This window comes from Gellertiella sp. DMC107 (assembly GCF_056313605.1).
Genome location: NZ_JBQUZZ010000003.1, coordinates 266,385 through 289,205, shown reverse-complemented (window position 1 = coordinate 289,205; position 22,821 = coordinate 266,385). Strand labels below are relative to the sequence as shown.

18 protein-coding genes are annotated in these 22,821 nt (G+C 60.6%); 10 read left to right on the top strand and 8 right to left on the bottom strand.

From position 1 onward, the window contains the following. Positions 1-11 precede the first annotated feature (11 nt). From ACT54B_RS12135 to lpxB, 9 genes are all read left to right on the top strand, one after another. A complete protein-coding gene (locus ACT54B_RS12135) occupies positions 12-758 on the top strand; it encodes an isoprenyl transferase (RefSeq protein WP_476045189.1) in 747 nt (248 codons plus the stop codon). Continuing rightward, positions 758-1,600, top strand: coding sequence for a phosphatidate cytidylyltransferase (locus ACT54B_RS12130; RefSeq protein WP_476045188.1), 843 nt, complete (start codon positions 758-760; stop codon positions 1,598-1,600). Before ACT54B_RS12135 ends, ACT54B_RS12130 begins: the two co-directional genes overlap by 1 nt. Before the next feature lie 17 nt (positions 1,601-1,617). Further along, on the top strand, positions 1,618-2,736 hold the full coding sequence (gene rseP, locus ACT54B_RS12125; RefSeq protein ID WP_476045186.1) for an RIP metalloprotease RseP: 1,119 nt from the start codon (positions 1,618-1,620) through the stop codon (positions 2,734-2,736). 199 nt (positions 2,737-2,935) lie between these two features. Further along, a complete protein-coding gene (gene bamA / locus ACT54B_RS12120; RefSeq protein ID WP_476045184.1) occupies positions 2,936-5,281 on the top strand; it encodes an outer membrane protein assembly factor BamA in 2,346 nt (781 codons plus the stop codon). A 51-nt stretch (positions 5,282-5,332) separates the two neighbouring features. Further along, positions 5,333-6,397, top strand: coding sequence for a UDP-3-O-(3-hydroxymyristoyl)glucosamine N-acyltransferase (lpxD, locus tag ACT54B_RS12115; RefSeq protein WP_476045599.1), 1,065 nt, complete (start codon positions 5,333-5,335; stop codon positions 6,395-6,397). Further along, positions 6,390-6,860, top strand: a complete 471-nt coding sequence (gene fabZ / locus ACT54B_RS12110; protein ID WP_476045183.1) for a 3-hydroxyacyl-ACP dehydratase FabZ — start codon at positions 6,390-6,392, stop codon at positions 6,858-6,860. The genes lpxD and fabZ overlap by 8 nt, the downstream gene beginning before the upstream one ends. Next, positions 6,857-7,672 (top strand): acyl-ACP--UDP-N-acetylglucosamine O-acyltransferase, encoded by an 816-nt coding sequence (gene lpxA / locus ACT54B_RS12105; RefSeq protein WP_476045181.1) that lies wholly within the window; start codon positions 6,857-6,859, stop codon positions 7,670-7,672. The genes fabZ and lpxA overlap by 4 nt, the downstream gene beginning before the upstream one ends. A 4-nt stretch (positions 7,673-7,676) precedes the next feature. Then, the gene (locus tag ACT54B_RS12100) at positions 7,677-8,555 is read left to right on the top strand and encodes an LpxI family protein (protein ID WP_476045179.1); all 879 of its coding nucleotides are present in this window, start codon (positions 7,677-7,679) and stop codon (positions 8,553-8,555) included. Then, entirely contained in the window at positions 8,552-9,724 is a 1,173-nt protein-coding gene (gene lpxB / locus ACT54B_RS12095) for a lipid-A-disaccharide synthase (protein WP_476045178.1), read from the top strand. Before ACT54B_RS12100 ends, lpxB begins: the two co-directional genes overlap by 4 nt. A gap of 31 nt (positions 9,725-9,755) precedes the next feature. Here the strand turns inward: lpxB and gltA are convergent, their stop codons facing one another. After that, complete coding sequence (gltA, locus tag ACT54B_RS12090) at positions 9,756-11,045, bottom strand: citrate synthase (protein WP_476045176.1); 1,290 nt, start codon at positions 11,043-11,045, stop codon at positions 9,756-9,758. A 357-nt stretch (positions 11,046-11,402) separates the two neighbouring features. Between gltA and ACT54B_RS12085 the strand changes: the two genes are divergently transcribed. Beyond that, positions 11,403-13,961, top strand: coding sequence for a ComEC/Rec2 family competence protein (locus tag ACT54B_RS12085; protein ID WP_476045174.1), 2,559 nt, complete (start codon positions 11,403-11,405; stop codon positions 13,959-13,961). On the opposite strand, the gene lexA is transcribed toward ACT54B_RS12085, so the two are convergent. The 7 genes from lexA to ACT54B_RS12050 all read right to left on the bottom strand — a co-directional run bounded on the left by lexA (position 13,915) and on the right by ACT54B_RS12050 (position 22,816). Further along, on the bottom strand, positions 13,915-14,637 hold the full coding sequence (lexA, locus tag ACT54B_RS12080; protein WP_476045172.1) for a transcriptional repressor LexA: 723 nt from the start codon (positions 14,635-14,637) through the stop codon (positions 13,915-13,917). The two genes, ACT54B_RS12085 and lexA, sit on opposite strands and share 47 nt — an antisense overlap. Before the next feature lie 211 nt (positions 14,638-14,848). Beyond that, entirely contained in the window at positions 14,849-16,864 is a 2,016-nt protein-coding gene (locus tag ACT54B_RS12075; RefSeq protein WP_476045171.1) for a beta-galactosidase, read from the bottom strand. Positions 16,865-16,942: 78 nt separating this feature from the next. Beyond that, positions 16,943-18,640: an amylo-alpha-1,6-glucosidase gene (locus ACT54B_RS12070; RefSeq protein ID WP_476045170.1), complete on the bottom strand. Its 1,698-nt coding sequence runs from the start codon at positions 18,638-18,640 to the stop codon at positions 16,943-16,945. 3 nt (positions 18,641-18,643) lie between these two features. Then, entirely contained in the window at positions 18,644-19,456 is an 813-nt protein-coding gene (locus ACT54B_RS12065; RefSeq protein WP_476045169.1) for a carbohydrate ABC transporter permease, read from the bottom strand. Next, positions 19,449-20,375 (bottom strand): carbohydrate ABC transporter permease, encoded by a 927-nt coding sequence (locus tag ACT54B_RS12060; protein WP_476045167.1) that lies wholly within the window; start codon positions 20,373-20,375, stop codon positions 19,449-19,451. Before ACT54B_RS12060 ends, ACT54B_RS12065 begins: the two co-directional genes overlap by 8 nt. Positions 20,376-20,412: 37 nt before the next feature. Then, the gene (locus ACT54B_RS12055) at positions 20,413-21,645 is read right to left on the bottom strand and encodes an ABC transporter substrate-binding protein (RefSeq protein ID WP_476045166.1); all 1,233 of its coding nucleotides are present in this window, start codon (positions 21,643-21,645) and stop codon (positions 20,413-20,415) included. After that, a complete protein-coding gene (locus ACT54B_RS12050; RefSeq protein WP_476045164.1) occupies positions 21,638-22,816 on the bottom strand; it encodes an ABC transporter ATP-binding protein in 1,179 nt (392 codons plus the stop codon). The genes ACT54B_RS12055 and ACT54B_RS12050 overlap by 8 nt, the downstream gene beginning before the upstream one ends. Between the last annotated feature and the right edge of the window lie 5 nt (positions 22,817-22,821).

The following is a 22,821-nucleotide window of genomic DNA, read 5'->3' as shown; positions in this document are numbered from 1 at the left end:
ACGGATACCCTATGGCCGATCCTACACATCCCAACATGCCCCGGCATGTTGCAATCATCATGGACGGCAACGGCCGATGGGCCCGTGCGCGGGGTCTTCCGCGCACCATGGGGCACAAGAAGGGCGTAGAGGCGGTCCGCGAAGTGGTGCGGACTGCAGGCGATATCGGCATTTCCTATCTGACGCTGTTTGCCTTTTCTTCCGAAAACTGGCGCCGGCCCGAGGCCGAAGTGACCGACCTCATGGGGTTGCTCAAGGCTTTCATCCGGCGCGACCTCGCCGATCTGCACAGCCAGAATGTCCGTATCCGGATTATCGGCGAGCGGGAGCATCTCAGGAGCGATATTCTGCCCCTGCTGCTGGAGGCTGAGGAAACGACCCGCAACAATACCGCCCTCAATCTTGTGATCGCCTTCAATTACGGCTCGCGGGACGAAATGGTGCGCGCCATGCAAAAGATCGGCGAGAAAATCCGCGAAGGCTATCTGACCCCGGACATGATCACGCCGGATCTCGTCGATGCCCATCTGGATACGGCCGGCATTCCCGACCCCGATCTGATCATCCGCACCAGCGGCGAAGAGCGCCTGTCCAATTTCCTTCTATGGCAGGCTGCCTATTCGGAGCTGGTCTTCGTCCCGGAATTCTGGCCCGACTTCAATCGAGAGCTTTTCCTCGCGACACTCGACAAATATGCCGGTCGCGAGCGGCGTTTCGGAGGTCTGGCAGAGGCCTCGTCGGTTCTGGCAGGTGAATGATGAGTGAGGAACTGCGTCTCCGGATCCAGTCCGGCATTGTCATGGCCCTTGGCGTGCTCGTGGCGACCTGGCTGGGTGGGCTGGCTTTCCGTGTTCTTGCCGTGGCGATTGGTCTGCTCGTCTTCTACGAGTGGTCGACCATGACCCGGATGAAGGACGTCGACCGGACCGGCTTCGCCCTTGCCTGGGCATCCCAGGCGCTCCTTGCCCTTGCCATCCTTTTCGGCTTTCTGTCCTTTGCCGGCGCCATGCTGCTTGCCTTCACGCTTCTGGCGATTGGCTATGCGGTTATGAGGCAGAGCGGTGGCTGGTTGCCCGGCGGCGTTGTTTACGCAGGCCTCAGCGCTCTCTCGCTTGCCTCTATCCGTGGCCAGGACGATACGGGCCTGAAAGCCATGCTGATGCTCTTCGCCATCGTCTGGGCGACGGACATCCTCGCCTATTTCGTGGGCCGCGCGATCGGCGGTCCCAAGCTGGCGCCGCGGATCTCGCCCGGCAAGACCTGGTCCGGCGCTGTGGGCGGGACGGTTGCCGCTCTCGTATTCGGGCTGCTGGCCGTGGCCGCGGCCGGCGGGACGCCATCGCTTCGCATGGCCGTCCTGATCGTCATTCTCTCGGTTTTCAGCCAGATAGGCGATCTTTTTGAGAGCTTCATCAAACGCCGCTTCGGGGTCAAGGATTCGAGCAAGCTCATCCCGGGCCATGGGGGTGTTATGGATCGCGTTGACGGGCTTGTTTTTGCCTGTTTTGCAGCGTTTCTTCTGGCAAGCGCGGCTCATGGCTTCGCAAGCTGCGCGCAATGTTCGGTTGGGACATTCCTCCTGGATGTGAAGTCGCTCTAATTTAGGGATTTTTCTGAATGGGATTGCTGGGATCCATCGCGGGTGAAGTCATACCCTTTGTCTTGATCCTGTCGCTGCTCGTATTCGTTCACGAGATGGGTCACTATCTGGTCGGTCGCTGGTCAGGGATCGGCATCTCGGTCTTTTCCGTCGGCTTCGGCCCGGAACTGGTCGGGCGGACGGACAGGCATGGCACCCGGTGGAAGATTTCCATGATCCCGCTTGGCGGTTATGTGAAGTTCTATGGCGACGAGGATGCTTCGAGCCGGCAGGATTTTGAACGTCTGGCCGAACTGACGCCGGAGGAGCGGGCGCGGACTTTCGCCGGCGCCTCTCTCGGGCGGCGCGCGGCAACGGTGGCAGCCGGCCCGATTGCGAATTTCCTGCTGGCGATTCTGATCTTTGCCGCGCTGTTTTCCATTTACGGGCGGCCGGTGTCCGATCCCGTCGTATCCGAGGTGGCCTCTCCGAGCGCAGCCGAGCGGGCAGGGGTGAAGCCTGGCGATCTGCTGGTCTCCATCGACGGCATCACGGTGACCACCTTCGAGGATGTGCGCCGTTATGTCAGCGCTCGCCCGGAAATCCCCATGAAGATGACCGTCAAGCGCGATGGCGCGCTGGTCGAGCTTCCCATCACGCCTGAACGCAAGATGGTGGACGAGTTCGGCTCGAAGATGGAAATGGGCCAGATCGGTATCCGTACGGATGACAAGGCGGGCAAGTTCCGCATGGTCCATTATTCCATTCCGGGTGCCGTGGCCGAAGGTGCAAAAGAATGCTGGTACATCGTCACCAGCACCTTTGAATACCTGGGCAATGTCATCACCGGGCACATGAAGCCGGATAAGCTCGGCGGTCCCATTCGGGTGGCGCAGGCCTCGGGACAGATGGCTTCCATCGGCTTCTGGGCCCTGCTCCAGCTGGCCGCGGTTCTCTCCGTTTCGATCGGTTTGCTTAACCTTATGCCCATCCCCGTTCTGGACGGCGGGCATCTCTTCTTCTATGCGGTGGAAGCGGTGCTGGGGCGTCCCCTTCCGGCACGCGCGCAGGAAATTGCCTTCCGCATCGGGTTCGCTATCGTGTTGACACTCATGGTCTTTACGACCTGGAACGATATCTCGGCGCGCTTTGGATAAAGTATGAGAATGATTGCTTCGCTTTAACCGTTCATTTACGATAAAGCGAAGCTGGCGTGGCGTATCGGTCACGCTTTTTGATGAAGTAAACAGAAATTAACGCCCGCCCTTGCTTGTATGGGAAAAGCGGGTAAAACGGCACACGTGACCGGAGTCGGGTGACGGGCTCAGGGGCAACGTAAAAAAGGTAAGAAGTGAAATGAAGGCTGGTTCAAGGTTTTTGAACGCGGTATCGGCGGTTGCGCTGTCTGCAAGTGTTGTTGCTTCCGGTGCAGCTGTGTTGACCGTGGCTTCCGCAACCTCTGCCGAGGCGGCCGTGGTAAAGCGAATCAATGTTAAGGGCGCAACCCGCGCCGGCGCAGACACGGTCCGCGCGAACATCGACATCGTTCCCGGCAAGAGCTTCTCGAGCGCCGATATCGACTCCTCCGTTCGCCGTCTTTATGCGACCGGCTTCTTCTCCGATGTGAAGATGAGCGTGTCCGGCGGTGCTCTCAACGTTACCGTGAGCGAGAACGGCCAGCTGAACGAAGTTGTCTTCAACGGCAACCGCAAGATCAAGGACGAGAAGCTGCAGGCGATCGTTCAGACCCATTCCATGGGTCCGATGAACGACACCACGATCCAGTCCGATATCCAGACCATCAAGGATGCCTACGCATCCATCGGTCGCTCCGACGTGACCGTAACCACGCAGACCTACCCCGTCGGCGATGGCCGCGTGAACCTGGCTTTCGTGATCAACGAAGGCGAGCGCACCAAGATCAACGCGATCAATTTCGAAGGCAACAACGCCTATAGCGACGGCCGTCTGCATTCGGTCATCAACACGAAGGAATCCAACTTCCTCTCGTGGCTGACCCGCCGTGACGTCTATGGCGAAGACAAGCTCCGCGCCGACGAAGACGCGCTGCGTCAGTTCTACTTCAATCATGGTTATGCGGACTTCAAGGTCGTTTCCTCCGATGCGACCCTCGATCCTGCTACCAATGAATACACCATCAATTTCGTGGTCGATGAAGGCCCGCGCTATACGTTCGGCAATATCAACGTCGAATCGACGGTCGATGGCGTGAACGGCGATGACCTGAAGGGTCTCGTGGAGACCCGCGAAGGCGCGAACTACTCGGCCAAGGACGTGCAGAAGACCATGGAGGCCATCTCCAAGCGTGTTGCTTCTGCCGGCTATCCTTTTGCGCGCGTCACGCCGCGCGGCAACCGCGACTTCCAGAACAACACGATCGGCGTCGACTATCTGGTCGATCAGGGCGAGCGCGCCTATGTGGAGCGCATCGAAATCCGCGGCAACACCCGCAGCCGCGATTACGTCATCCGCCGCGAATTCGATCTGTCGGAAGGCGATGCATTCAACCAGGAAATGATCGCACGCGCCAAGCGTCGCCTTGAGGCCCTGGGTTACTTCTCGTCCGTCAATGTTTCGACCCAGCAGGGCAGCTCGCCTGATCGCGTGGTGATCGTTGTCGACGTCGCCGATCAGCCGACCGGCTCCTTCGGGATCGGCGCCGGCTATACGACCGGTGACGATGGCGGCTTTACGGTTGAAGCCTCGGTCGAAGAAAAGAACTTCCTGGGCCGTGGTCAGTATATTCGTGTCGCGGCAGGTGGCGGTGGCGACAACGCCCGTAGCTACAGCCTGAACTTCACCGAGCCCTATTTCCTCGGTTACCGTCTGGCTGCCGGCTTCGATCTGTTCAAGAACAACACCTCGCGCAACACCTACTACGATTATTCGGAACAGGGTGTGACGCTGCGGGTGACCGCTCCGATCACCGAAGAGTTGGCCACGACCTTCAAGTACAACTACAAAGAGTTCGAATATAACGGTCGTGACGGCTGGAACAACGACAAGAATCTTGCTCCGGCCTACCAGGACCTGATCGCTGGCAGCCCCTGGACCCAGTCCTCGGTCTCTCAGACGCTGACCTACAACACGCTGGACGATCAGAACCTTCCGCATGAAGGCATCTACGCCCAGTTCACCCACGAATATGCCGGTCTCGGTGGGGACTCCGATTTCTACCGCCTGTACGGCAAGTTCCGTTATTATCAGACGCTGTCTGATGAAATGGATCTCGTCGGCTCGCTCACGGTTGCGGGCGGCCATGTGATGGCCACGGGTGACACGCTGAACGTGTTCGACCAGTTCCGCATCGGTGGTCGTGAAATCCGCGGCTTCGAATCGGCTGGTATCGGCCCGCGCGATGCCGTCACGGGCGACTCGCTGGGTGGTACGACCTACTTCACGGCGTCGGCCGAAGCATCCTTCCCGCTTCCGGGCATCCCGCAGGATCTCGGCCTGCGCGGCGCGCTCTTTGCCGATGCCGGTACGCTTTACGGCAACGAGGTCGACAATGGCTCCAATGCTGTCGTCGGTACCGACTCCGCGTTCCGTGCGTCCGTCGGCGCCAGCATCGTCTGGGCTTCGCCGTTTGGTCCGCTGCGCGTGGATTACGGTGTTCCGGTCGTGAAGGAAGAATTCGACAAGGAACAGCGTTTCCGCTTTGGCATTTCGAACCAGTTCTGATATCGGCATTCCAGACCTGCGGGCACCATTGCCGTACTGGAGCATTTGCTGATGGAACTGTCGCCATTTTTTCCGCCCCATACGGGGGTCACTCTTTCAGAGTTGGCCTCCCGGATTGGGGCGGAATTGGTTGATCCCTCCAACGGGGATCGTCTTATTCGAAGCGTATCGCCTGTAAGTCGCGGCCGGGAAGGGGATATCTGTTATCTGCTTTCGCGCCGCCACAAGGAAGAGCTGGAGACCTGTCAGGCTTCCGCTATTCTATGCGACAAAGCGCTTCAGCCCTTGATCCCGTCCCACATTCCCGTGCTTCTCTCGGGTCGACCGCAAACCGCGTTTGCCGTCGCCGGATCCCTGCTTCACCCGAATGCCATGCGTCCGGACCCGATTCTGTCGGGAACAGGAATTTCGGATCGCGCCGTGATCGATCCCACAGCGAAGCTCGAAGCCGATGTGAACGTCGAGGCACTGGCCGTGATCGGCGCAGGCGCGGAAATCGGTGCCGGCACACGAATCGGCGCCGGAGCCATTATTGGCGCCGGTGTGAAGATAGGGCGGGATTGCACCATTGCTGCAGGCGCCAGCATCCTGTGTGCCTATATCGGCAATCACGTTATCATTCATAACGGGGCCCGTATCGGCCAGGACGGGTTCGGATATGCACCGGGCCCGCGTGGAATGATCAAGATCGTGCAGATCGGGCGTGTCATCATCCAGGATCACGTCGAAATCGGCGCCAATACCACCGTCGACCGTGGCACGATGGATGACACGGTGATCGGCGAGGGGACGAAGATCGATAATCAGGTGCAGATCGGCCACAATGTTCGCATCGGCAGACATTGCGGCATCGTCAGCCAGGTGGGAATTGCCGGCAGCGCGCGTATCGGCGATGGGGTCATGATCGGCGGCGCTGTAGGCGTGAACGGTCATATCACGATTGGCGATGGCGCACAGATTGCCGCCATGAGCGGTGTTGCCGCCGATGTGCCGCCTGGCGAACGCTATGGCGGCCTCCCGGCGCGCCCCATGAAGGACTTCCTCCGTGATGTGGCTGAAATGACAGCCCGCTCGGCGAACCGAAACAAAAAGACCACGGGAGAAAAGAATGACTGAAACGAAGGCGGAATTGGGCACTGCCGACATTCTGGAGATCATGACGCTCCTCCCGCACCGCTATCCTTTCCTGCTGGTGGACCGCATCGTGGAGATCGACGGCGATGAGTCGGCGATCGGGATCAAGAATGTCACGGCAAACGAGCCGCATTTCACCGGACACTTCCCGACGTCGCCGATCATGCCGGGCGTTCTTCTCGTGGAAGGCATGGCGCAGACGGCCGGTGCCATTTGCGCCCGAAAGGCTGGCCAAACCGGCAATCTCGTTTACTTCATGACCATAGACAATGCGCGCTTCCGCAAGCCCGTCGTGCCCGGTGACCGTGTCGAATATCATGTGACCAAGCAGAAGCAGCGCGGCAACATCTGGAAGTTCCATTGCGATGCCAAGGTGGACGGCGCTCTTGTGGCTGAAGCCGATATTGGCGCGATGATCGTCAAGCAGGACAAGGAACAGGCATGAGCTCCATTGCTGCCAGCGCCCGTATTCATCCCCTGTCCGTGGTCGAACCCGGCGCGCAGATCGGTGAAGACTGTGTGATCGGTCCTTTCTGCCATGTCGGTCCGGAGGTCGTGCTGAAGGATCGGGTCCAGTTGATGACCCATGCCGTCGTTACCGGCAAGACGGTCATCGGCGCGGGGTGCCGGATGTTCCCCAATTCGGTGATCGGAGGGGATCCGCAGAGCGTTCATCATGAAGGTGAGAAAACGACGTTGACCGTCGGGGATCATTGCACGTTCCGCGAAGGCGTGACGGTCAATACCGGGACGGTTGGCGGCGGCGGCAAGACGGTGATCGGTAGCCACAACCTCTTTCTGGCAAACTCCCATGTCGCGCATGATTGCATCCTCGGGGATCACATCATCATGTCGAACAATGTGATGCTGGCTGGCCATGTGGTGGTGGAAGACCGCGTGATCCTGGGTGGCGGTTCTGCAGTGCACCAGTTCACCCGCATCGGCAAGCAGGCCTTTATCGGCGGCCTGTCTGCGGTAAGCTATGATGTCATCCCCTATGGCATGCTGAATGGCAATCCGGGTATCCTCAGCGGACTCAACGTGGTTGGCATGACGCGCGCAGGCATTGACCGTGCGGTCATCCATACGGTGCGCCGGGCCTATAAGGCCATTTTCGAAGGGCCGCAGTCCATTCGCGCCAATGCCGCCGCAGCGCGCGACGACTATCTCGATTGCCCGCAGGCGCTGGAGATTTTCGATTTCATTGCCGCCGAGAGCGATCGCGCATTGTCATCGCCGAACCGGGGCAAGGCCTGAGGTCATGTCAGCCTCACCGAATGAGAAGAAGGGCCGCCTTGGCATCATTGCCGGGAGCGGCCTTTTGCCTGTTTATGTGGCGGATGCCGCACGCCGCGCTGGCGAGGACCCATTGATCATCGCGCTGAGACACGAAAGCGACAGCCGGTTTGACGGCTATGAACGCGTGGAGATCGGCGTTGGCGACATGGCCGGTCTGAAGGCTGCGCTTTCGCGCGGTCCTATCCAGCGCGTCGTGCTTTCCGGGGGCGTCGCGCGCCGGCCCGAGCTTCGGGAAATCAGGCCCACTCTGGCCACGCTCGCTCGTGTTCCGTCTATCGTCAGGACGCTGCTGTCCGGCGGGGATGATACGGTTCTGCAGATGGTGATACGGCTGATCGAAGCCCATGGCGCGACCGTCATCGGTGCCCATGAGGTTGCTCCGGACCTGATTGCCGAGATCGGTCCTGCCGGGTCGGTTATGCCGGACGAGGAATCCCGGCGGGATATCGCCCGTGCCGCCGCTGCGGCCATCGCGCTGGGCGCTCTGGATGTCGGGCAGGGCGCCGTGTCTGTAGGCGGACGTATTGTGGCGCTCGAGGGCGTGGAAGGCACCGACCGTATGCTCGGCCGCGTCGCGGAGCTGCGTCAGGAGGGCCGTATTTCGAGCAAGCGACGGGGTGTGCTTGTGAAGATGTGCAAGCCGACCCAAGACATTCGGGCCGATCTTCCGACAATCGGACGGTCCACCGTGGTCAATGCCGGTCGCGCCGGTCTCGCGGGCATCGCGGTCGAGGCGGGCAGGGCTCTGGTTCTCGAACGACACGAAATGATTGCCGCTGCCAACGAGCTCGGTCTGTTTGTCTGCGGGATCGACCGGGAGCAGGAGGGACTGGGATTATGAGCGCCCCCCTCAAGGTTGGCATCGTGGCAGGGGAGGTTTCCGGCGATCTGCTGGGCGCCGATCTGATTGCGGCCCTCAAATCCATCAGCGGGCGGCCCGTGACGCTCGTCGGTGTGGGCGGCGAAGCACTCGGACGCGAAGGTCTGACCTCCCTGTTCGATTATTCCGAATTGTCGATCATGGGCTTCACGCAGGTGCTGGTGCGCTTGCTGCAATTGATGCGTCGCATCCGCCAGACGGCGGATTACCTCGCCGCAGAAAAGCCGGACGTCGTGCTTGTCATCGACAGCCCGGATTTTACCCACCGTGTCGCCAGACGGTTCCGGGAGAAATGCCCGACGATCCCGGTCATCAAATATGTTTGCCCCAGTGTCTGGGCCTGGAAGGAGCATAGGGCGGCCGCCATGCGCCCTTATGTGGACCACGTTCTGGCCCTCCTGCCTTTCGAACCGGACGTGATGGCTCGCCTGGACGGACCCCAAACCAGTTTCGTGGGGCACCGTCTGACCGCCGACGCGGATGTTCTGAGCGTCAGACAGGTTAGGGCGGACAGGACCGTGGCCTCCGCCCTGCCGAAGACCATCGTGCTGCTACCGGGATCCCGCGGGTCGGAAGTACGACGGTTGCTTCCCGTGTTTCGCGACGTAGCCGAGCAGTTTGTTGCCCGAAACGGCGCAACCCGCTTTCTGCTGCCGACGGTTCCGCGGATGGAAGCGCTGGTGAGGGACATGACGGCCGACTGGTCGGTCAAACCCGAAATCAGTGCGGACGGCGCATTCAAGTGGCAGGCCTTTTCCGAGGCGGATGCAGCAATCGCGGCGTCCGGCACCGTGATCCTGGAGCTGGGACTGTGCGGCGTGCCCATGGTTTCGGTGTACAAGACGGATTGGCTGATCAAACTAATCACGGATCGGATCAAGATCTGGAGCGGCGCGTTGCCGAACCTGATCGCTGACTATGTGATCGTCCCGGAATATTTCAATGCACAGATCCGTGCCGGAGCTTTGGTGCGCTGGCTGGAACGGCTCTCCGGTGACACGCCCGAACGGAACGCTATGCAACTCGGTTTCGACGCTGTCTGGCGAGCGATGGCCCGACCTGAGCCACCGGGCATGACCGGTGCAAAAATTCTTCTCGACTGCACATACAAAAAACCCGGCCAGATTTGACCGGGTTCTTTTTTTGCTGCGTCATCGCGTTTCAGCGCTTGGACACCGGCACATAGTCGCGCTGCGGGGCGCCGGTATAAAGCTGGCGCGGACGGCCGATGCGCTGCTGCGGGTCTTCGATCATCTCGTTCCACTGCGCGATCCAGCCGACGGTGCGGGCGAGCGCGAAGAGCACGGTGAACATGGTGGTCGGGAAACCAAGAGCGCGCAACGTGATGCCGGAATAGAAGTCCACGTTGGGGTAGAGCTTCTTGTCCTTGAAGTATTCATCGTTGAGGGCGATCTTTTCCAGCTCCAGGGCAACCTGCATCAGCGGGTCGTCGCCGTGGCCGGTGGCCTCCAGCACTTCATACATGGTCTTCTGCATGATGCGTGCGCGCGGATCGTAGTTCTTGTACACCCGGTGGCCAAAGCCCATCAGACGGAACGGGTCGTTCTTGTCCTTGGCACGGGCGATGTATTCGGGAATACGGTCGACCGTTCCAATCTCCTGAAGCATGTTCAGGGCTGCTTCGTTGGCGCCGCCATGAGCAGGCCCCCAAAGGCAGGCAATGCCCGCTGCAATGCAGGCGAACGGGTTCGCGCCGGAAGAGCCGGCCAGACGGACGGTGGAGGTCGATGCGTTCTGCTCGTGATCGGCGTGAAGAATGAAAATACGGTCCATGGCACGCGCCAGAACCGGGTTCACCACATAATCCTCGCACGGAACGGCAAAGCACATCCGCAGGAAGTTCGCGGCATAATCCAGATCGTTCTTCGGGTAAACGAACGGCTGCCCGACGTGATACTTGTAGGCCATCGCCGCGATCGTCGGCATCTTGGCGATCATGCGCAGCGAAGCGACCATGCGCTGGTGCGGATCGGTGATGTCGGTCGAGTCGTGGTAGAAGGCGGAGAGGGCGCCAACCGTACCGACCATGACGGCCATCGGATGGGCGTCGCGGCGGAAGCCGGTAAAGAAGCGGGACATCTGTTCGTGAACCATGGTGTGGCGGGTTACACGGGTATCGAAGTCCTTCTTCTGCGCAGCGGTCGGAAGGTCGCCGTAAAGCAGCAGGTAGCAGACTTCGAGAAAATCACCCTGCTCGGCCAGCTGGTCGATCGGATAACCGCGGTGAAGCAGGACACCCTCGTCGCCGTCGATATAGGTGATCTTCGACTCGCAGGAGGCGGTGGAGGTAAAGCCCGGGTCGTAAGTGAAAGCACCGGTGTGCTTGTAGAGCGTGCCGATGTCGATGACATCCGGTCCGATCGTTCCCTGCTTCACCGGCAGGTCTATCGACTTGCCACCTAGCGCCAAAGAAGCGTTCTTATCAGTCATGCTGGTCCTCCGAGTGCCCGGGCGCGAACCCGCGCCTTAAGGGTTAAACTGACAAACTTGCATCCAGATCTGCGCCAGGCTTATGGCCAGTCGCAGATCCTGCCTATCCTTTTTGCAGACCAAGCCCGCGGACATCCTGTCCGGGCCACCCACCCTTCATCCGGCGACGAAAGGGGCAAGGTCTCTGCATCGCGAATTGTGCAGCGCATGGTAGACCCTTTTGCGTCGCAAAATCCACTGAAAACATGGCCTTGATTGCTTGTTCATACGAATCTTAAGTCGAATTCTTTCCAATCCCGTTAACTCGATAAAATGCTGATCTGCCTTCATTAGAGAATTGAAGAACACTGAAATACCATGCGATACTCTGCCATGAATTTGAGCAGAGCCGTTCAGAAACTGGTCATTCCGCGCAATCGCCCGGTCAGGCGAGGGCAAGAGCCGGTGCCTGCCAACGAGAACGGGCAAACAGGCTCGCCAAACCCTCGCTGGAGCGCAACGGCGACCCCGCCGCGCAAGCAATCGGCTATTTTCCGGATTTCGGAGCTGGCCCACTTCTGTGTCGCCTGTTTTCGGGAAGAGGTTGCATTTCGGACCCCGTTTCTCTTCGCCCCGTTGGCCGCCGGGGCCGGCGCAAGCCTGTGGTTTCGATCCGACTCGGTTGCTGATTCGGACCTGTCTGCATTAGCAGCCGGCCTTGCCCTCCTTGCCGCATGGTGGCTCCGGCGGAGGCGGCCCGTCGTCGCTGCCATCGCACTGGGCTTCGCTCTGTTTGCTGCGGGTGCACTGCTGGCGGCTTTTGAAACGGCCCGATCCGCGACCATCCTCTTGGACCAGCCGGTGACGACTGTCGTAACAGCCCGCATCCTCGATCGGGAAGCGAGTGGCGAAAGGCAATGGCGTTATCGATTGGCGGTGATCTCGACCCGGTCGCCGCAGTTGCGGAGACCGCCACACGAAATCGCGCTGACCGCCCGTCAACCCGCTCCCTTCGAAGCGGGTGAAATTCTCGTCGGTCGGGCGCGTCTTTCGCCTCCCTCTGGGCCGGCCGCACCCGGTGCCATGGATTTCTCTTTCGCCGCCTATTTCTCGGGAACCGGCGCGAGCGGCTTTTTCTACGGAGCACCAGCGAGGATGCAGGGGCCGCCACCGGCGGCAGCGTCCCCGGCGGACAGGGTCTTCCTCCGCATCGCCCGGGCTCGTTCGTCCATTGGAGAACACATCCGCCGAACCATTGGCGGAGACGAGGGGGCCCTGGCGGCTGCCTTGATAACCAACGAGCAGCGGGCGATTTCCCGCGATACGGTCGAAACGCTCCGGAAATCCGGTCTGGCCCATATCATCGCCATTTCCGGGATGAATATGGTGCTGGCGGCCGCCGTGTTCTTTATCGGGCTCCGCTCGGTCTTCAGTCTTTCCCTCGGCTTCAGTCATGCCTATTCGGGCAAGAAACTGGCGGCGGTGGGCGCCGTGATCGGGACGGGCAGCTACTATCTTCTGTCCGGCTTTGCCGTTTCGGCGGAGCGTGCCTTTCTGATGATGCTGCTCTCTCTCGGCGCGGTCCTGGCGGATCGTCCGGCCATCAGCCAGCGCACCGTTGCCTTGACCGCCTGGATCATCCTGATCCAAAGCCCGTCCGCCGGGTTGTCGGCCAGTTTTCAGCTTTCCTTTTCCGGTACGATCGGATTGATAGCCGTGTACGAAGCCTGGGCGAGGTGGGGGAAGCCCCAGAGGCCGAAGTCCCGCCATCCTGTGCTCAGTGCCGTCGGCCGCGGGGCCCGGCTATTGACCGGGATCGCCGCGACGGCGCTTGTGGGCGGTCTGTCCACGGCCATTTTCTCCATGGCCCATTTCCAGCGTTTCCCGCTGCAAGGCTTCCTCGCCAACATGCTGGCGGCCCCCCTTCTCGATATGCTGGTCATGCCCATGGCGTTGGCAGCCATGCTGCTCATGCCTGTAGGACTGGATGTCGTGCCCCTGAAGCTTATGGGGCTTGGACTGGGCGCTGTAATTGCCGTCGGGAATAAGGTGGCGGCAATCGGCGGCGAACTTACGGTGCTCCCGATTCCCGCTTCGGCATTTTTATGTGCCGGCTCAGGATTTCTGATTTTATGCCTCCTGCGTACCCCGCTGAGGATCTCGGGACTTGTGATTCTGCTCGCAGCCGGATTTCTCTATGCTTTGGAGCCCCGTGAAAAACCGCCTGACCTTGTTCTGCACGAAGGGGGAGAGGTGGCCGCCTTTGTCTCGTCCGGACGCCTCTGGACTGCGGATCCCTCAGGCCAATCCTTTGTTACGGACCAGTGGCAAAGACTATATGGTCTGGGCGACGTCATGCCACCCCTGACGGTCGAACCCGACAGTGCAGGCCGGAAGGACCAACCGGATGACCGCTATCGGCCCTTGACGGATACGGAAGAGATCGTTGAACGCGGTCTGCTGGCAACCACAATCGACCTGCTCTCCGGGCAGCGCTTTGCCTGCAAGGATCGATCCTGGTGCATTGGAAAGGCGGCAGACCATACCGTCGCGCTTGTCGTCAACAGCATCTATACGGGCATTGCCTGTGATCTTGCGGATATCGTTGTGGCCAGAACCGGAAGAGGTTTCACGGAATGCCGCTCGGGCGCGCTGCTGATCAGCCGAGATACTCTCCGCATGACCGGTTCAGAGGAAATCCGCTTCGACGAGGCTACGGGGGCAGTCGTGATCAAACCGTCCTATACGCGTCTCGACCGACCCTGGCTCGCCAACAGAACCTATGACTGGCACACCGGAGGCCCAAGGAATCCCGTCCCCGAGACCCTGCAGCGGCTCCTCACAGGTGCGGAGCCTAACGCAGGCTCGAACCGACCCCTGGCAGTCCTGCCTAGTGATAGCGACGAATCAGGCCGACCAGTTTTCCCTGAACCTTGACCCGATCGGCCGCGAAAATGCGCGTTTCATAGGCGGGATTCGCCGCTTCGAGCGCGATGGACGCGCCTTTGCGCCGAAACCGCTTCAGAGTCGCTTCCTCGTCATCAACCAGCGCCACGACAATATCGCCGGGGGTCGCACTGGCGGTATTGCGAATGATCACCGTGTCTCCATCCAGGATACCGGCATCGATCATCGAGTCGCCCTTGACTTCCAGCGCATAATGGTCGCCGCTCGCCAGCATCTCCACTGGCACGGAAATCTCGTGCGTGTTGTTCTGGATCGCCGAGATCGGGACACCGGCGGCGATACGGCCCATGACCGGCACTGCAACCGTCGTCGCATCATTGGCAGGAGCGGGGGCGGGCTTTGCCGGAGCGGGAGCTGGCTGCGGTTTTCCGAGACTGCCTTCGATCACGCTCGGCGAAAAGCCGCGGCGCGGCTGCAAGCTGGGCGTATAGGCCTCCGGCAGTTTGATGACCTCGAGCGCCCGGGCCCGGTTGGGCAGGCGGCGAATGAAGCCGCGCTCTTCCAGGGCCGTGATCAGCCGATGAATCCCGGACTTCGATGCAAGGTCCAAGGCATCCTTCATCTCATCGAAAGAAGGCGGAATACCCGACTCCTTCATTCGCTCGTGAATGAAGAGCAGCAATTCCTGTTGTTTGCGCGTCAGCATCTCGCCAATCCCCAGAATCGTGAAACAAATCCAGAACGGACCCTATATGTTCCATTTGTGTTCCGCAAGTGGCAAATATTCGATTAAAGCCAGCAAAGGATCGATGAAATTTTTATATGTTTCCCCAAGGGTGAGAAAGCGCCACCGCCCGGGTCCCGATAAGGCCCCGGACGGGTGGAACGAGCGGCTCAAATCCGGCTCATGCGGCGTTTCAGCCTTGTCTCCATATGGTGACACCGCAGGGCGCAATTGCCTTTTCGCCCACGAGAATATCCGCCTTCGCCGGCAGCTCCAGATCCGTGGTCTCGCTCCCGAAATTGAACGCGAAGCTCAGCTCGCCCCGCCGGACAATCCGGATGTCGCCAAGATCCGGCATCCATGCGACACCCGCCCAGTCCAGTGAGTCGCGCATCAGAGCGTGAAGGAAATCGGGCGTGGGGATCGTCGCGAGATAGCGGGCCTTGTCATTTCCGACGATGGCGGGCGCTCCGGTACGATAGGGTCCCTGGAACGTAGCCAAGACCGGCTCGTCCGTTTCGATAGTTTCCCGCCAGGTACCGGCAGCGAACTGTCGATTGCCGAAAAGCACGGGTTCACCGAGAGCCGAGGGCAGGCTTTCCACACGAACCACCTTCAGGGAGAGAAGATCGCGGAGCGGCCCCGGGGGAAGTCCGTCCGGAATGTGCATGTCTCCTGTCTTGCTGCCGGAGCGGGGGCCGAACAGCACCTTCGCCCCGGAAGCCTGGAGGCGAGCGATGAAGCCGGGATCGGCGATCAGCAGATCCGGACACAGCACCAGCCGGTAATCCGAGACATCGCTGGACTGATTGATAATGTCCACATCCACGCCATGGCGGGAAAGGGCTGCATACCAGTCCAGGCAAAGCGCGGACGCGGAATAGGTTCTTCCTTGCGGAAGTGCCCGGCTCGCCCATCGCGATTCGTAATCCATGAGAAGGGCAACAGACGCCTTCGCCTTGGTCTGCGCGGCAGGCAGGCATTTTCGCTCGGCTGCCACGAGGGCGGTTTCATGAAAGGCCTGATCCGGGGTCGAATCCGGCAGCAGCAGGCCGGCATGAAACTGTTCCTGCGCAAAGGGGGCCTGACGCCAGCGGAAATACGCCACCATATCCACCCCATGCGCATAGGCGAGCCATGTCCACAAGCGCACCATTCCATCGTCGGGCGACTGGTTATGCGCGGCCCAGTTCACGGGGCCGGGCTGCTGTTCCATCACCCACACGCGGCCTTTTCCGGTGGCGCGATAAAGATCGTGGTTGAAGGCGACCTGGTCGGGATCGCCGGTGCGCAGCCTCCGTTCCTTTTCCGCATTGGAGAGGCGCCCATTGATCAACCCGCCCATCGGATAAACGTCCCACGAGGCGACATCGAGGTCCGCCGAGAGTTTGAAATGATCGAAGTCGATGTTGTGCGACATGAAATTATGCGTCACTGGCCGACCGGGCGATCCGGCGCGAATAATGTCGACCTGCTGGCGATTGAAGCGCACGACCTGATCGGACGAGAAGCGCACGAAATCCACCAGATGGGTCGGGCTTGGTTCCTCCACGACCTGAAGGGGCACGTCCACCTCCTCGAAGGATCGGTAGCGCATCGACCAGAAACGCGTACCCCAGGCGGTGTTCAGCGCGTCGATCGTGCCATACCGCGCCTCGAGCCACTGCCGGAAGGCGCGATGTGCGCTTTCGGAGTAGCTGTAAATGGTGTCGTGGTCGCCATATTCGTTATCCGTCTGCCAGGCCTTGACGAAAGGATGATGCCCATACCGGTCCACGAAAGCGCGGGTAATCCGGCCCGCCTCGCGGAAATAGGTTTCGCTCGAGAAGCAGTAGTGACGTCGTGCGCCGAAGCGCCGCTGCCGACCGTCCGGACCGACGGCAAGGATATCCGGGTACCGGTCCACCAGCCATTTCGGCGGCGCGGCCGTGGGCGTCCCGAGAATGACCTTCAGCCCGGCTTTGCCGAGGATGTCGATCGCCTCGTCCATCCATCCCCAATCGAACTGGCCGGGCTCGGGCTCGATCAGCGCCCAGCTGAACTCGCCGATCCGAACCCAATCGAGCCCGAGGTCAGCCATTCGGGCGGCATCCTCACCCCATTTTTCCTTGGGCCATTGTTCGGGATAGTAGCAGACCCCAAGCTCGAGCCGGTCGGGAGCGATATAGGGGGAGGGAGGAACGGATTTGCCGGGCTCGGTGACTGACACGGGCGCAAGCTCCTTGCATGGATGTGCACATTCGAAGGCAGGCGTTGCAGCCATGCCGGTTCAGATTTCGGGTGTGGTTCAGCGGTCCGCGCGAACCAGGCTGGCGGAGAGCACGAGATAGGCGGCAGAAGTCCATGCAAACGCGGGATCGCGCAAACCGCGACCCGACAGCGCATCGAAATTCTCTGCAAGACCGTTGAGCGAGGCCAGCCTGCAGAAACGCCGGGCGATCTCGTCGGCGAGCTCGCGTTCGCCCTGCCGGCGCAGGCCGTCCCAGACCAGAAGGGTGGTCGGAGCCCAGATCGGTCCGCGCCAATATCCATCCGCCTCGTAAAGAGGGCTTGTCGGGCATTCCGTCGCCAATCCCCACTCGGTGAGATATCCACCCTCGCGAAGCCGAGCGAGCATCCGGTCTCTCACGTTGTCAGGTAGTCGGCTACCGAGAAGCAGCGGCATGAATTGCACAAGGCTATCCCGCGGCAATGTCCGGTCGGGGTCGGACAGCAGCCGGGTACGGAACATCTCGCCATCCCAAAGCCATTCCTTCAAAAGGGTAAAGAGACGGTCGGCTTCCTGCCGGTAGCGGAGCGCCTCTCCCTTATTGTCAATCAGCACGTCAGCGAGCGTGTCGCACGCAAGAATGAGGAAGACCGGCAGATCCGGCGACATCACCGGGCCGCCTTCGGCAAAGAAGCTCGCATTGTCCCAGCCGCTGTCATTGCCATGGAAATAGGTGGGCAGGCTTTCCGCATCCGGCCGGGTATGGGTCAGCCAATAGTCCACCTGCGCGGCAAGGGCGCGAGAAAGGTAGGCCCGCCGCTCGGCTGTCAGAAAGCCCGGATTGTCCGCATGGATCAGTTGCACCGCCCAGCCATGCACCGGTGGCTTCGTAAAGGCGAACAGCATGTGCCTGTCATTGACGAAATCGGGCAGGCAGCCGCTTTCATGCTGGTGATCGAAAATGGCTGCGAACTGATCGAAGGCGAGCTGCGGGTCGGCCCGGTGTACGCCGAGCGCCGAAAAGGCATTGTCCCAGCTCCAGATATTGATCATCCAGTTCTTGGACATGAAGATGGATGGCCGGGTGAGCAACCCCCGCTCCGGCACGCGGTTCGCCCAAAGCAGATAGGAGGCAAGCCGATGAACCTCCTCCTCACCGGGTCGAGGCCCGTCCTGAAGGGCAAGCCAGCGTTCGAATTCCGCGCGGACGTCCGCCTCAGACTGTGAAAGCTCGGGTGGGGACACGGACGACGCGATCACCTCGAAGAGCTCGAGCGTGCCTTCCCAGTCGCTGGCCGGTTCAAAGGCGATACTGACATCGTCTGCATGATCGCGGCGCCACTGCCCGCTGACGACAAGCCGTGTGCCGGCTGCCAGCGGACGGATCTTGATATTCTCTCCGGAGGCGACGATGCAATCTTCGCCAGAGGGCAGGCGGAAAGCATAATCGTAGCGGGAACCCTTGAGCGCCAGCCGAAGGCCGAGGTCTTTCCCCTTCAGATGCAGTGTTTCGCCCGAACCGATCACGAAAGAAATCTGCCCGTTATCGGTTTCGGCGGTGAGGCGGTGGGGTTCGAGCGTGAAACGCGGTTCCACGGGATGACCGTCCGGCCCGAGGAAAGCAAGCCGGCAAAGCCTTCCGAGCGAGGCGCGTTCATCCCCGCCGGATACATGGCGCAACCAGGTATCCGTGCGGCCGTCCGCGTCTGCCATCCGCGATAGTGTGAGGAACCGGTCCGCGCGGCTGAAGGGAATGCGGTCGAAATCGAACAGCATGGCCTAGCCCTTCACCGCCGAGCCGACCGCGCCTTCCATGATGTAGCGCTGGGCGAAGAAGAACAGCACGAGCGGCGGCAGGCAAAGCAGGGTGGTAATGGCCGCAACAGCCGTGATGTCCACATCATGCGGGTTCTTGAACAGGGCAAGACCGAGCGTCAGCGTGTATTGGGACTGATCGTTCAGGAAGATCAACGGCCCGAGATAGTCATTCCAGGCATTCATGAAATGGATCGTGCCGACAAGGATCAGCGCCGGCAGCATCAGCGGCAGATGGATACGCCAGTAGATGTCGAAGCTCGACGCCCCATCCATACGCGCCGCCTCGTCGATCTCGAGCGGGATCGTCATGATGAACTGCCGAAGCATGAAGACGAAGAAGGCATCGGAAAAATAGGAGGGCACGATCAGCGGCTTCAGCGTGTTGATCCAGCCGAGATAGTTGAACTCCATGTAGAGCGGGATCATCTTCACGTCCCACGGGATCATCATGGTGGCGAGCAGCAGGATGAACAGCGCGTCGCGGCCGGGAAAACGGAACCGTGCGAAGCCGAAGGCGACAAGCGAGGACGAAATCAGCTGGCCGATGGTCGACAGCACGACGACGATCGTCGAGTTCCACAGGAAGGTGTTGAAGGGCAGCTTGTTCCAGGATTCGGCAAAGTTCTCGAAATGCCATTCGGATGGCCAGAAGACGGGCGGGAACTGATAGAGTTCGGCTGTGCTTTTTATCGCGGACAGGAAGGTCCAGTAGAAGGGCAGGATAAAAAGGACCGCGAAGAATGTCAGGGCGGAATGGATGAGGAGCTTACGCATCGTCGCCCTCCTTGGACTTCAGCTCGCCCTCGTAATAGGACCAGGCGGCCGACCAGCGCATGACGACAAGCGAGAGCGCCAGAACGATCAGGAACATGATCCACGAGCCGGCGGCGGCATAGCCCATGTCGTAGAACTTGAAGGCATTGTCATAGATGTACATGGCGAAGAAATAGGTCGCTTTCAGCGGCCCACCCTTGGTCAGCAGCAGCGCGATGGTCAGTTGCTGGAAGGCGGCGATGATCGAAGTGATGAAAGTGAAAACCAGCATCGGGCCGAGCATGGGAAGCGTGATGAAGATCATCTGCGCCCATCCCGGAACGCCGGAGACGGTCGCGGCCTCGTAGAGTTCGCGGGGGATGCCCTTGAGGCCCGTCAGCAGGATCAGCATCGTGCCGCCCAATCCCCAGAGCGAGGCGACGATGATGGCGATCACGGCCAGATTGCGGTCGCCGAGCCAGTTTACCGGGCCGATGCCGGCAAAGGACAGCATATAGTTCAACAGGCCGTATTCGCTGCTGTAGATCCAGTTCCAGATCATGACAAGCGCCACGCCCGAGATGACGCTCGGCAGGTAGAAGGCCGTGCGGAATATGCCGACGCCGAATTTTGCATGGTGGAGCAGAAGCGCCAGCAGAAACGACAGCACAATGTTGAAGGGCACATAGATCAGCGCGAAGCGGGTGGTGATGCCGAGGCTTTCCCAGAATAGGGGATCTTCCGTCAGCATGGATCGGTAGTTGCCAAGCCCGACAAAGGTTCGCTCCCCGACCACCGGCCAGTCATGCAGGCTCATCACCAGCGAGAAGACCAGCGGGCCGAGTGTGAAGAGCATGAAGCCCAGAATCCAGGGAGAAATGAAGAGATAAGGTGTGATCGGAAAACGGTTTCGCCGTCTTTCCGCGCGTGTCGCATCCATCTCGATCGTCCTCCCTGGATTGCTCAAGGCACTGGCTTTACTTCAGGAAGCGCTGCGAGCGCTGGACAGCTTCGTCCAGATGCGCTTGTGCATTGCCCTGCTCGGTGATCGCCGCTTCGATGGCGACTGCGAGGTTTTCCTGGATCTGTGCCCATTTCGGGTTCTTCAGGAAGGCGGGGCGCTCCTTGGTGGAGATGGCCAGCACGTCGAAGAAGGGCTTGTAGACGGGATCCTTCGTCATGCCCTGGTTTTCCGCCACGCTGGTGCGGACCGGCAGGTCGTTCTTGCGCATGGCGATGGCTTCGGGGGACGTGTAGAATTTCACGAATTCCCAGGCGAGATCCTTCTCTTTCGCGTCCTTGGCAATCGACATGGCCGAAATCGAAATAGCCGACTGGACCTCCTTGCCGGGGAAAGCGGGAAGGTGGGCCACGCCATATTTCACGCCCGACTCGTCGATGCCCGACTTGTTCCACATGGCGCCTTCCAGCATGGCGATCTTGCCGCCCTTGAAGAGGGCGCTGGCGCTCGTATTGTCGCCCACATTGACCGTGACGGCTTCCTGCTTCTTGGCCATATCGCCAAACATGTCGAGCACTTCGGCGGCTTCCTTGCTGTTCATGAAGCCATCGATCGTCTTGCCGTCTTCAGAAATGTAGCGGGTGCCGTTCGACCAGAGGAACTGCTCGAAATCATAGGGATCGGGCTTGGCATCCACGGCAAAACCGTAGGTCTTTTCGCCTTCGTTACGGAATTTCGCCGCCTTGGTGCGCAGATCGTCCCAGGTCCAGCCGTCTTTCGGCTCTTCCACGCCCGCCTTGGCGAACATATCCTTGTTGTAGAACACCACATGGGTGGTGAAACCTGCGGGCATGCCATAGATCTTGCCGTCGATCTTCGAGGCATTCAGCAGGCCTTCCGGAATGTCCTTGACGTCAAGGGCAGCCGCATCCTTGGCGATCAGCTCGTCCAGCGGCATCAGCGACGTGTGGTACTGGGGGAAGTTCCACATATACATTACGTCCGGCGGGTTGCCGGCGCCGAAACCGGCGGCGAGCTTCTGGTCGTAGCCGTCCCCGCCATAGGCTTCCACCTGAACCTTCACGCCCGGATGGGATTCCTCGAACTTCTTGGCGATAGCCTGCTCGATCGCCAGGCTTTCGTCGCTGTCCCAGGTGGCGAAGCGCAGCACCTGTTCCGCAAAGGCGGCGGAGCTGGCGAGCGACAGCGCGACAAGGGCGCCGGCGGTTCTCTTGATGGCCTTATGCATGGGTCTCCTCCTTGGTTGAGCTGTTGGACCTGACCTGTTTCTCCCGGTCGATCAGGCTGAGTGTTTCGGGGTCGAGCGCGCGGGGCAGGGCCAGCCCTGCCTCGTCGAAGAGATGGCATTGCGCTGGATCGAGGCGCAGGCCGACCTCCTGTCCGGCCTGAACCGGATGGTTGCCGCGCACGATGGCGGTCATGCGCTGCCCCAGTGCCGGCAACATAAGGTGGACGTGGCTCTCCGTGCCGAGCCGTTCCACCAGATCGACATGGGCGGACAGTTCACCCTCACCCATGGGGCGGATCTCGAGGGCGTCGGGACGGATGCCCAGTGTCAGCCGGGTGCCGGCGGGGCAGTCGATGCTGCGGGCGAGGTTGACCGTCAACGAACGGTCGAAGCCCTCGCCGGAGACAGAAATCTGCTGCCCTGCCGAGCCCCGGGAGGCCGTGGAAAAGAAATTCATCTTTGGAGAGCCGATGAATCCCGCGACGAAAAGGTTGGCGGGGCGGTAAAACAGCTCCAGCGGCGTGCCGAACTGGCTGACGGTTCCCTTGTCCAGCACCACCACTCGGGATGAAAGCGTCATCGCCTCCACCTGGTCGTGGGTGACGTAGATCATGGTGGTCTTCAGCCGCGCGTGCAGGGCCGCAAGCTCCACGCGCATACTGACGCGCAGACCGGCATCGAGGTTCGACAACGGTTCGTCCAGCAGGAAAAGGACGGGTTCCCGCACAATGGCGCGGCCGATGGCAACACGCTGCCGCTGGCCGCCGGAAAGCTGCTTCGGCCTGCGGTCGAGCAGATCGGTAATCTGCAGGATATGCGCAGCCGCAGCCACCCGGCGCTCGATTTCGGCGCGGGGCATGCCGTTCAGGGATAGCCCGAAGGCAATATTCTTGCGCACCGACATATGCGGATAGAGAGCGTAGGACTGGAACACCATCGCGATGTTGCGCTTCGCCGAAGGAACGTCGGTAACATCCTGACCCCCCAGCAGGATTTGCCCGTCAGTGGGTTCCTCCAGCCCGGCGATAAGGCGGAGCAGCGTGCTCTTGCCGCAGCCCGAGGGGCCGAGAAAGGAGACGAATTCCCCATCGTGAATATCGAGATCGATCCCTTTCAGGACCGGATGCGACCCGAAGGATTTCTTCAAGCCCTGAATCTGGATTGGAGCCAATTTGG

Excerpts from the sequence above, each read along its gene's own strand:
- ACT54B_RS12070 (WP_476045170.1), bottom strand. The coding sequence starts at position 18,640 with ATGCTGTTCGATTTCGACCGCATTCCCTTCAGCCGCGCGGACCGGTTC.
- lpxD (WP_476045599.1), top strand. The coding sequence starts at position 5,333 with ATGGAACTGTCGCCATTTTTTCCGCCCCATACGGGGGTCACTCTTTCA.
- ACT54B_RS12060 (WP_476045167.1), bottom strand. The coding sequence starts at position 20,375 with ATGGATGCGACACGCGCGGAAAGACGGCGAAACCGTTTTCCGATCACA.
- ACT54B_RS12085 (WP_476045174.1), top strand. The coding sequence starts at position 11,403 with ATGCGATACTCTGCCATGAATTTGAGCAGAGCCGTTCAGAAACTGGTC.
- fabZ (WP_476045183.1), top strand. The coding sequence starts at position 6,390 with ATGACTGAAACGAAGGCGGAATTGGGCACTGCCGACATTCTGGAGATC.
- gltA (WP_476045176.1), bottom strand. The coding sequence starts at position 11,045 with ATGACTGATAAGAACGCTTCTTTGGCGCTAGGTGGCAAGTCGATAGAC.
- ACT54B_RS12055 (WP_476045166.1), bottom strand. The coding sequence starts at position 21,645 with ATGCATAAGGCCATCAAGAGAACCGCCGGCGCCCTTGTCGCGCTGTCG.
- ACT54B_RS12100 (WP_476045179.1), top strand. The coding sequence starts at position 7,677 with ATGTCAGCCTCACCGAATGAGAAGAAGGGCCGCCTTGGCATCATTGCC.
- lpxA (WP_476045181.1), top strand. The coding sequence starts at position 6,857 with ATGAGCTCCATTGCTGCCAGCGCCCGTATTCATCCCCTGTCCGTGGTC.
- ACT54B_RS12130 (WP_476045188.1), top strand. The coding sequence starts at position 758 with ATGAGTGAGGAACTGCGTCTCCGGATCCAGTCCGGCATTGTCATGGCC.
- bamA (WP_476045184.1), top strand. The coding sequence starts at position 2,936 with ATGAAGGCTGGTTCAAGGTTTTTGAACGCGGTATCGGCGGTTGCGCTG.
- lpxB (WP_476045178.1), top strand. The coding sequence starts at position 8,552 with ATGAGCGCCCCCCTCAAGGTTGGCATCGTGGCAGGGGAGGTTTCCGGC.
- lexA (WP_476045172.1), bottom strand. The coding sequence starts at position 14,637 with ATGCTGACGCGCAAACAACAGGAATTGCTGCTCTTCATTCACGAGCGA.
- rseP (WP_476045186.1), top strand. The coding sequence starts at position 1,618 with ATGGGATTGCTGGGATCCATCGCGGGTGAAGTCATACCCTTTGTCTTG.
- ACT54B_RS12065 (WP_476045169.1), bottom strand. The coding sequence starts at position 19,456 with ATGCGTAAGCTCCTCATCCATTCCGCCCTGACATTCTTCGCGGTCCTT.
- ACT54B_RS12135 (WP_476045189.1), top strand. The coding sequence starts at position 12 with ATGGCCGATCCTACACATCCCAACATGCCCCGGCATGTTGCAATCATC.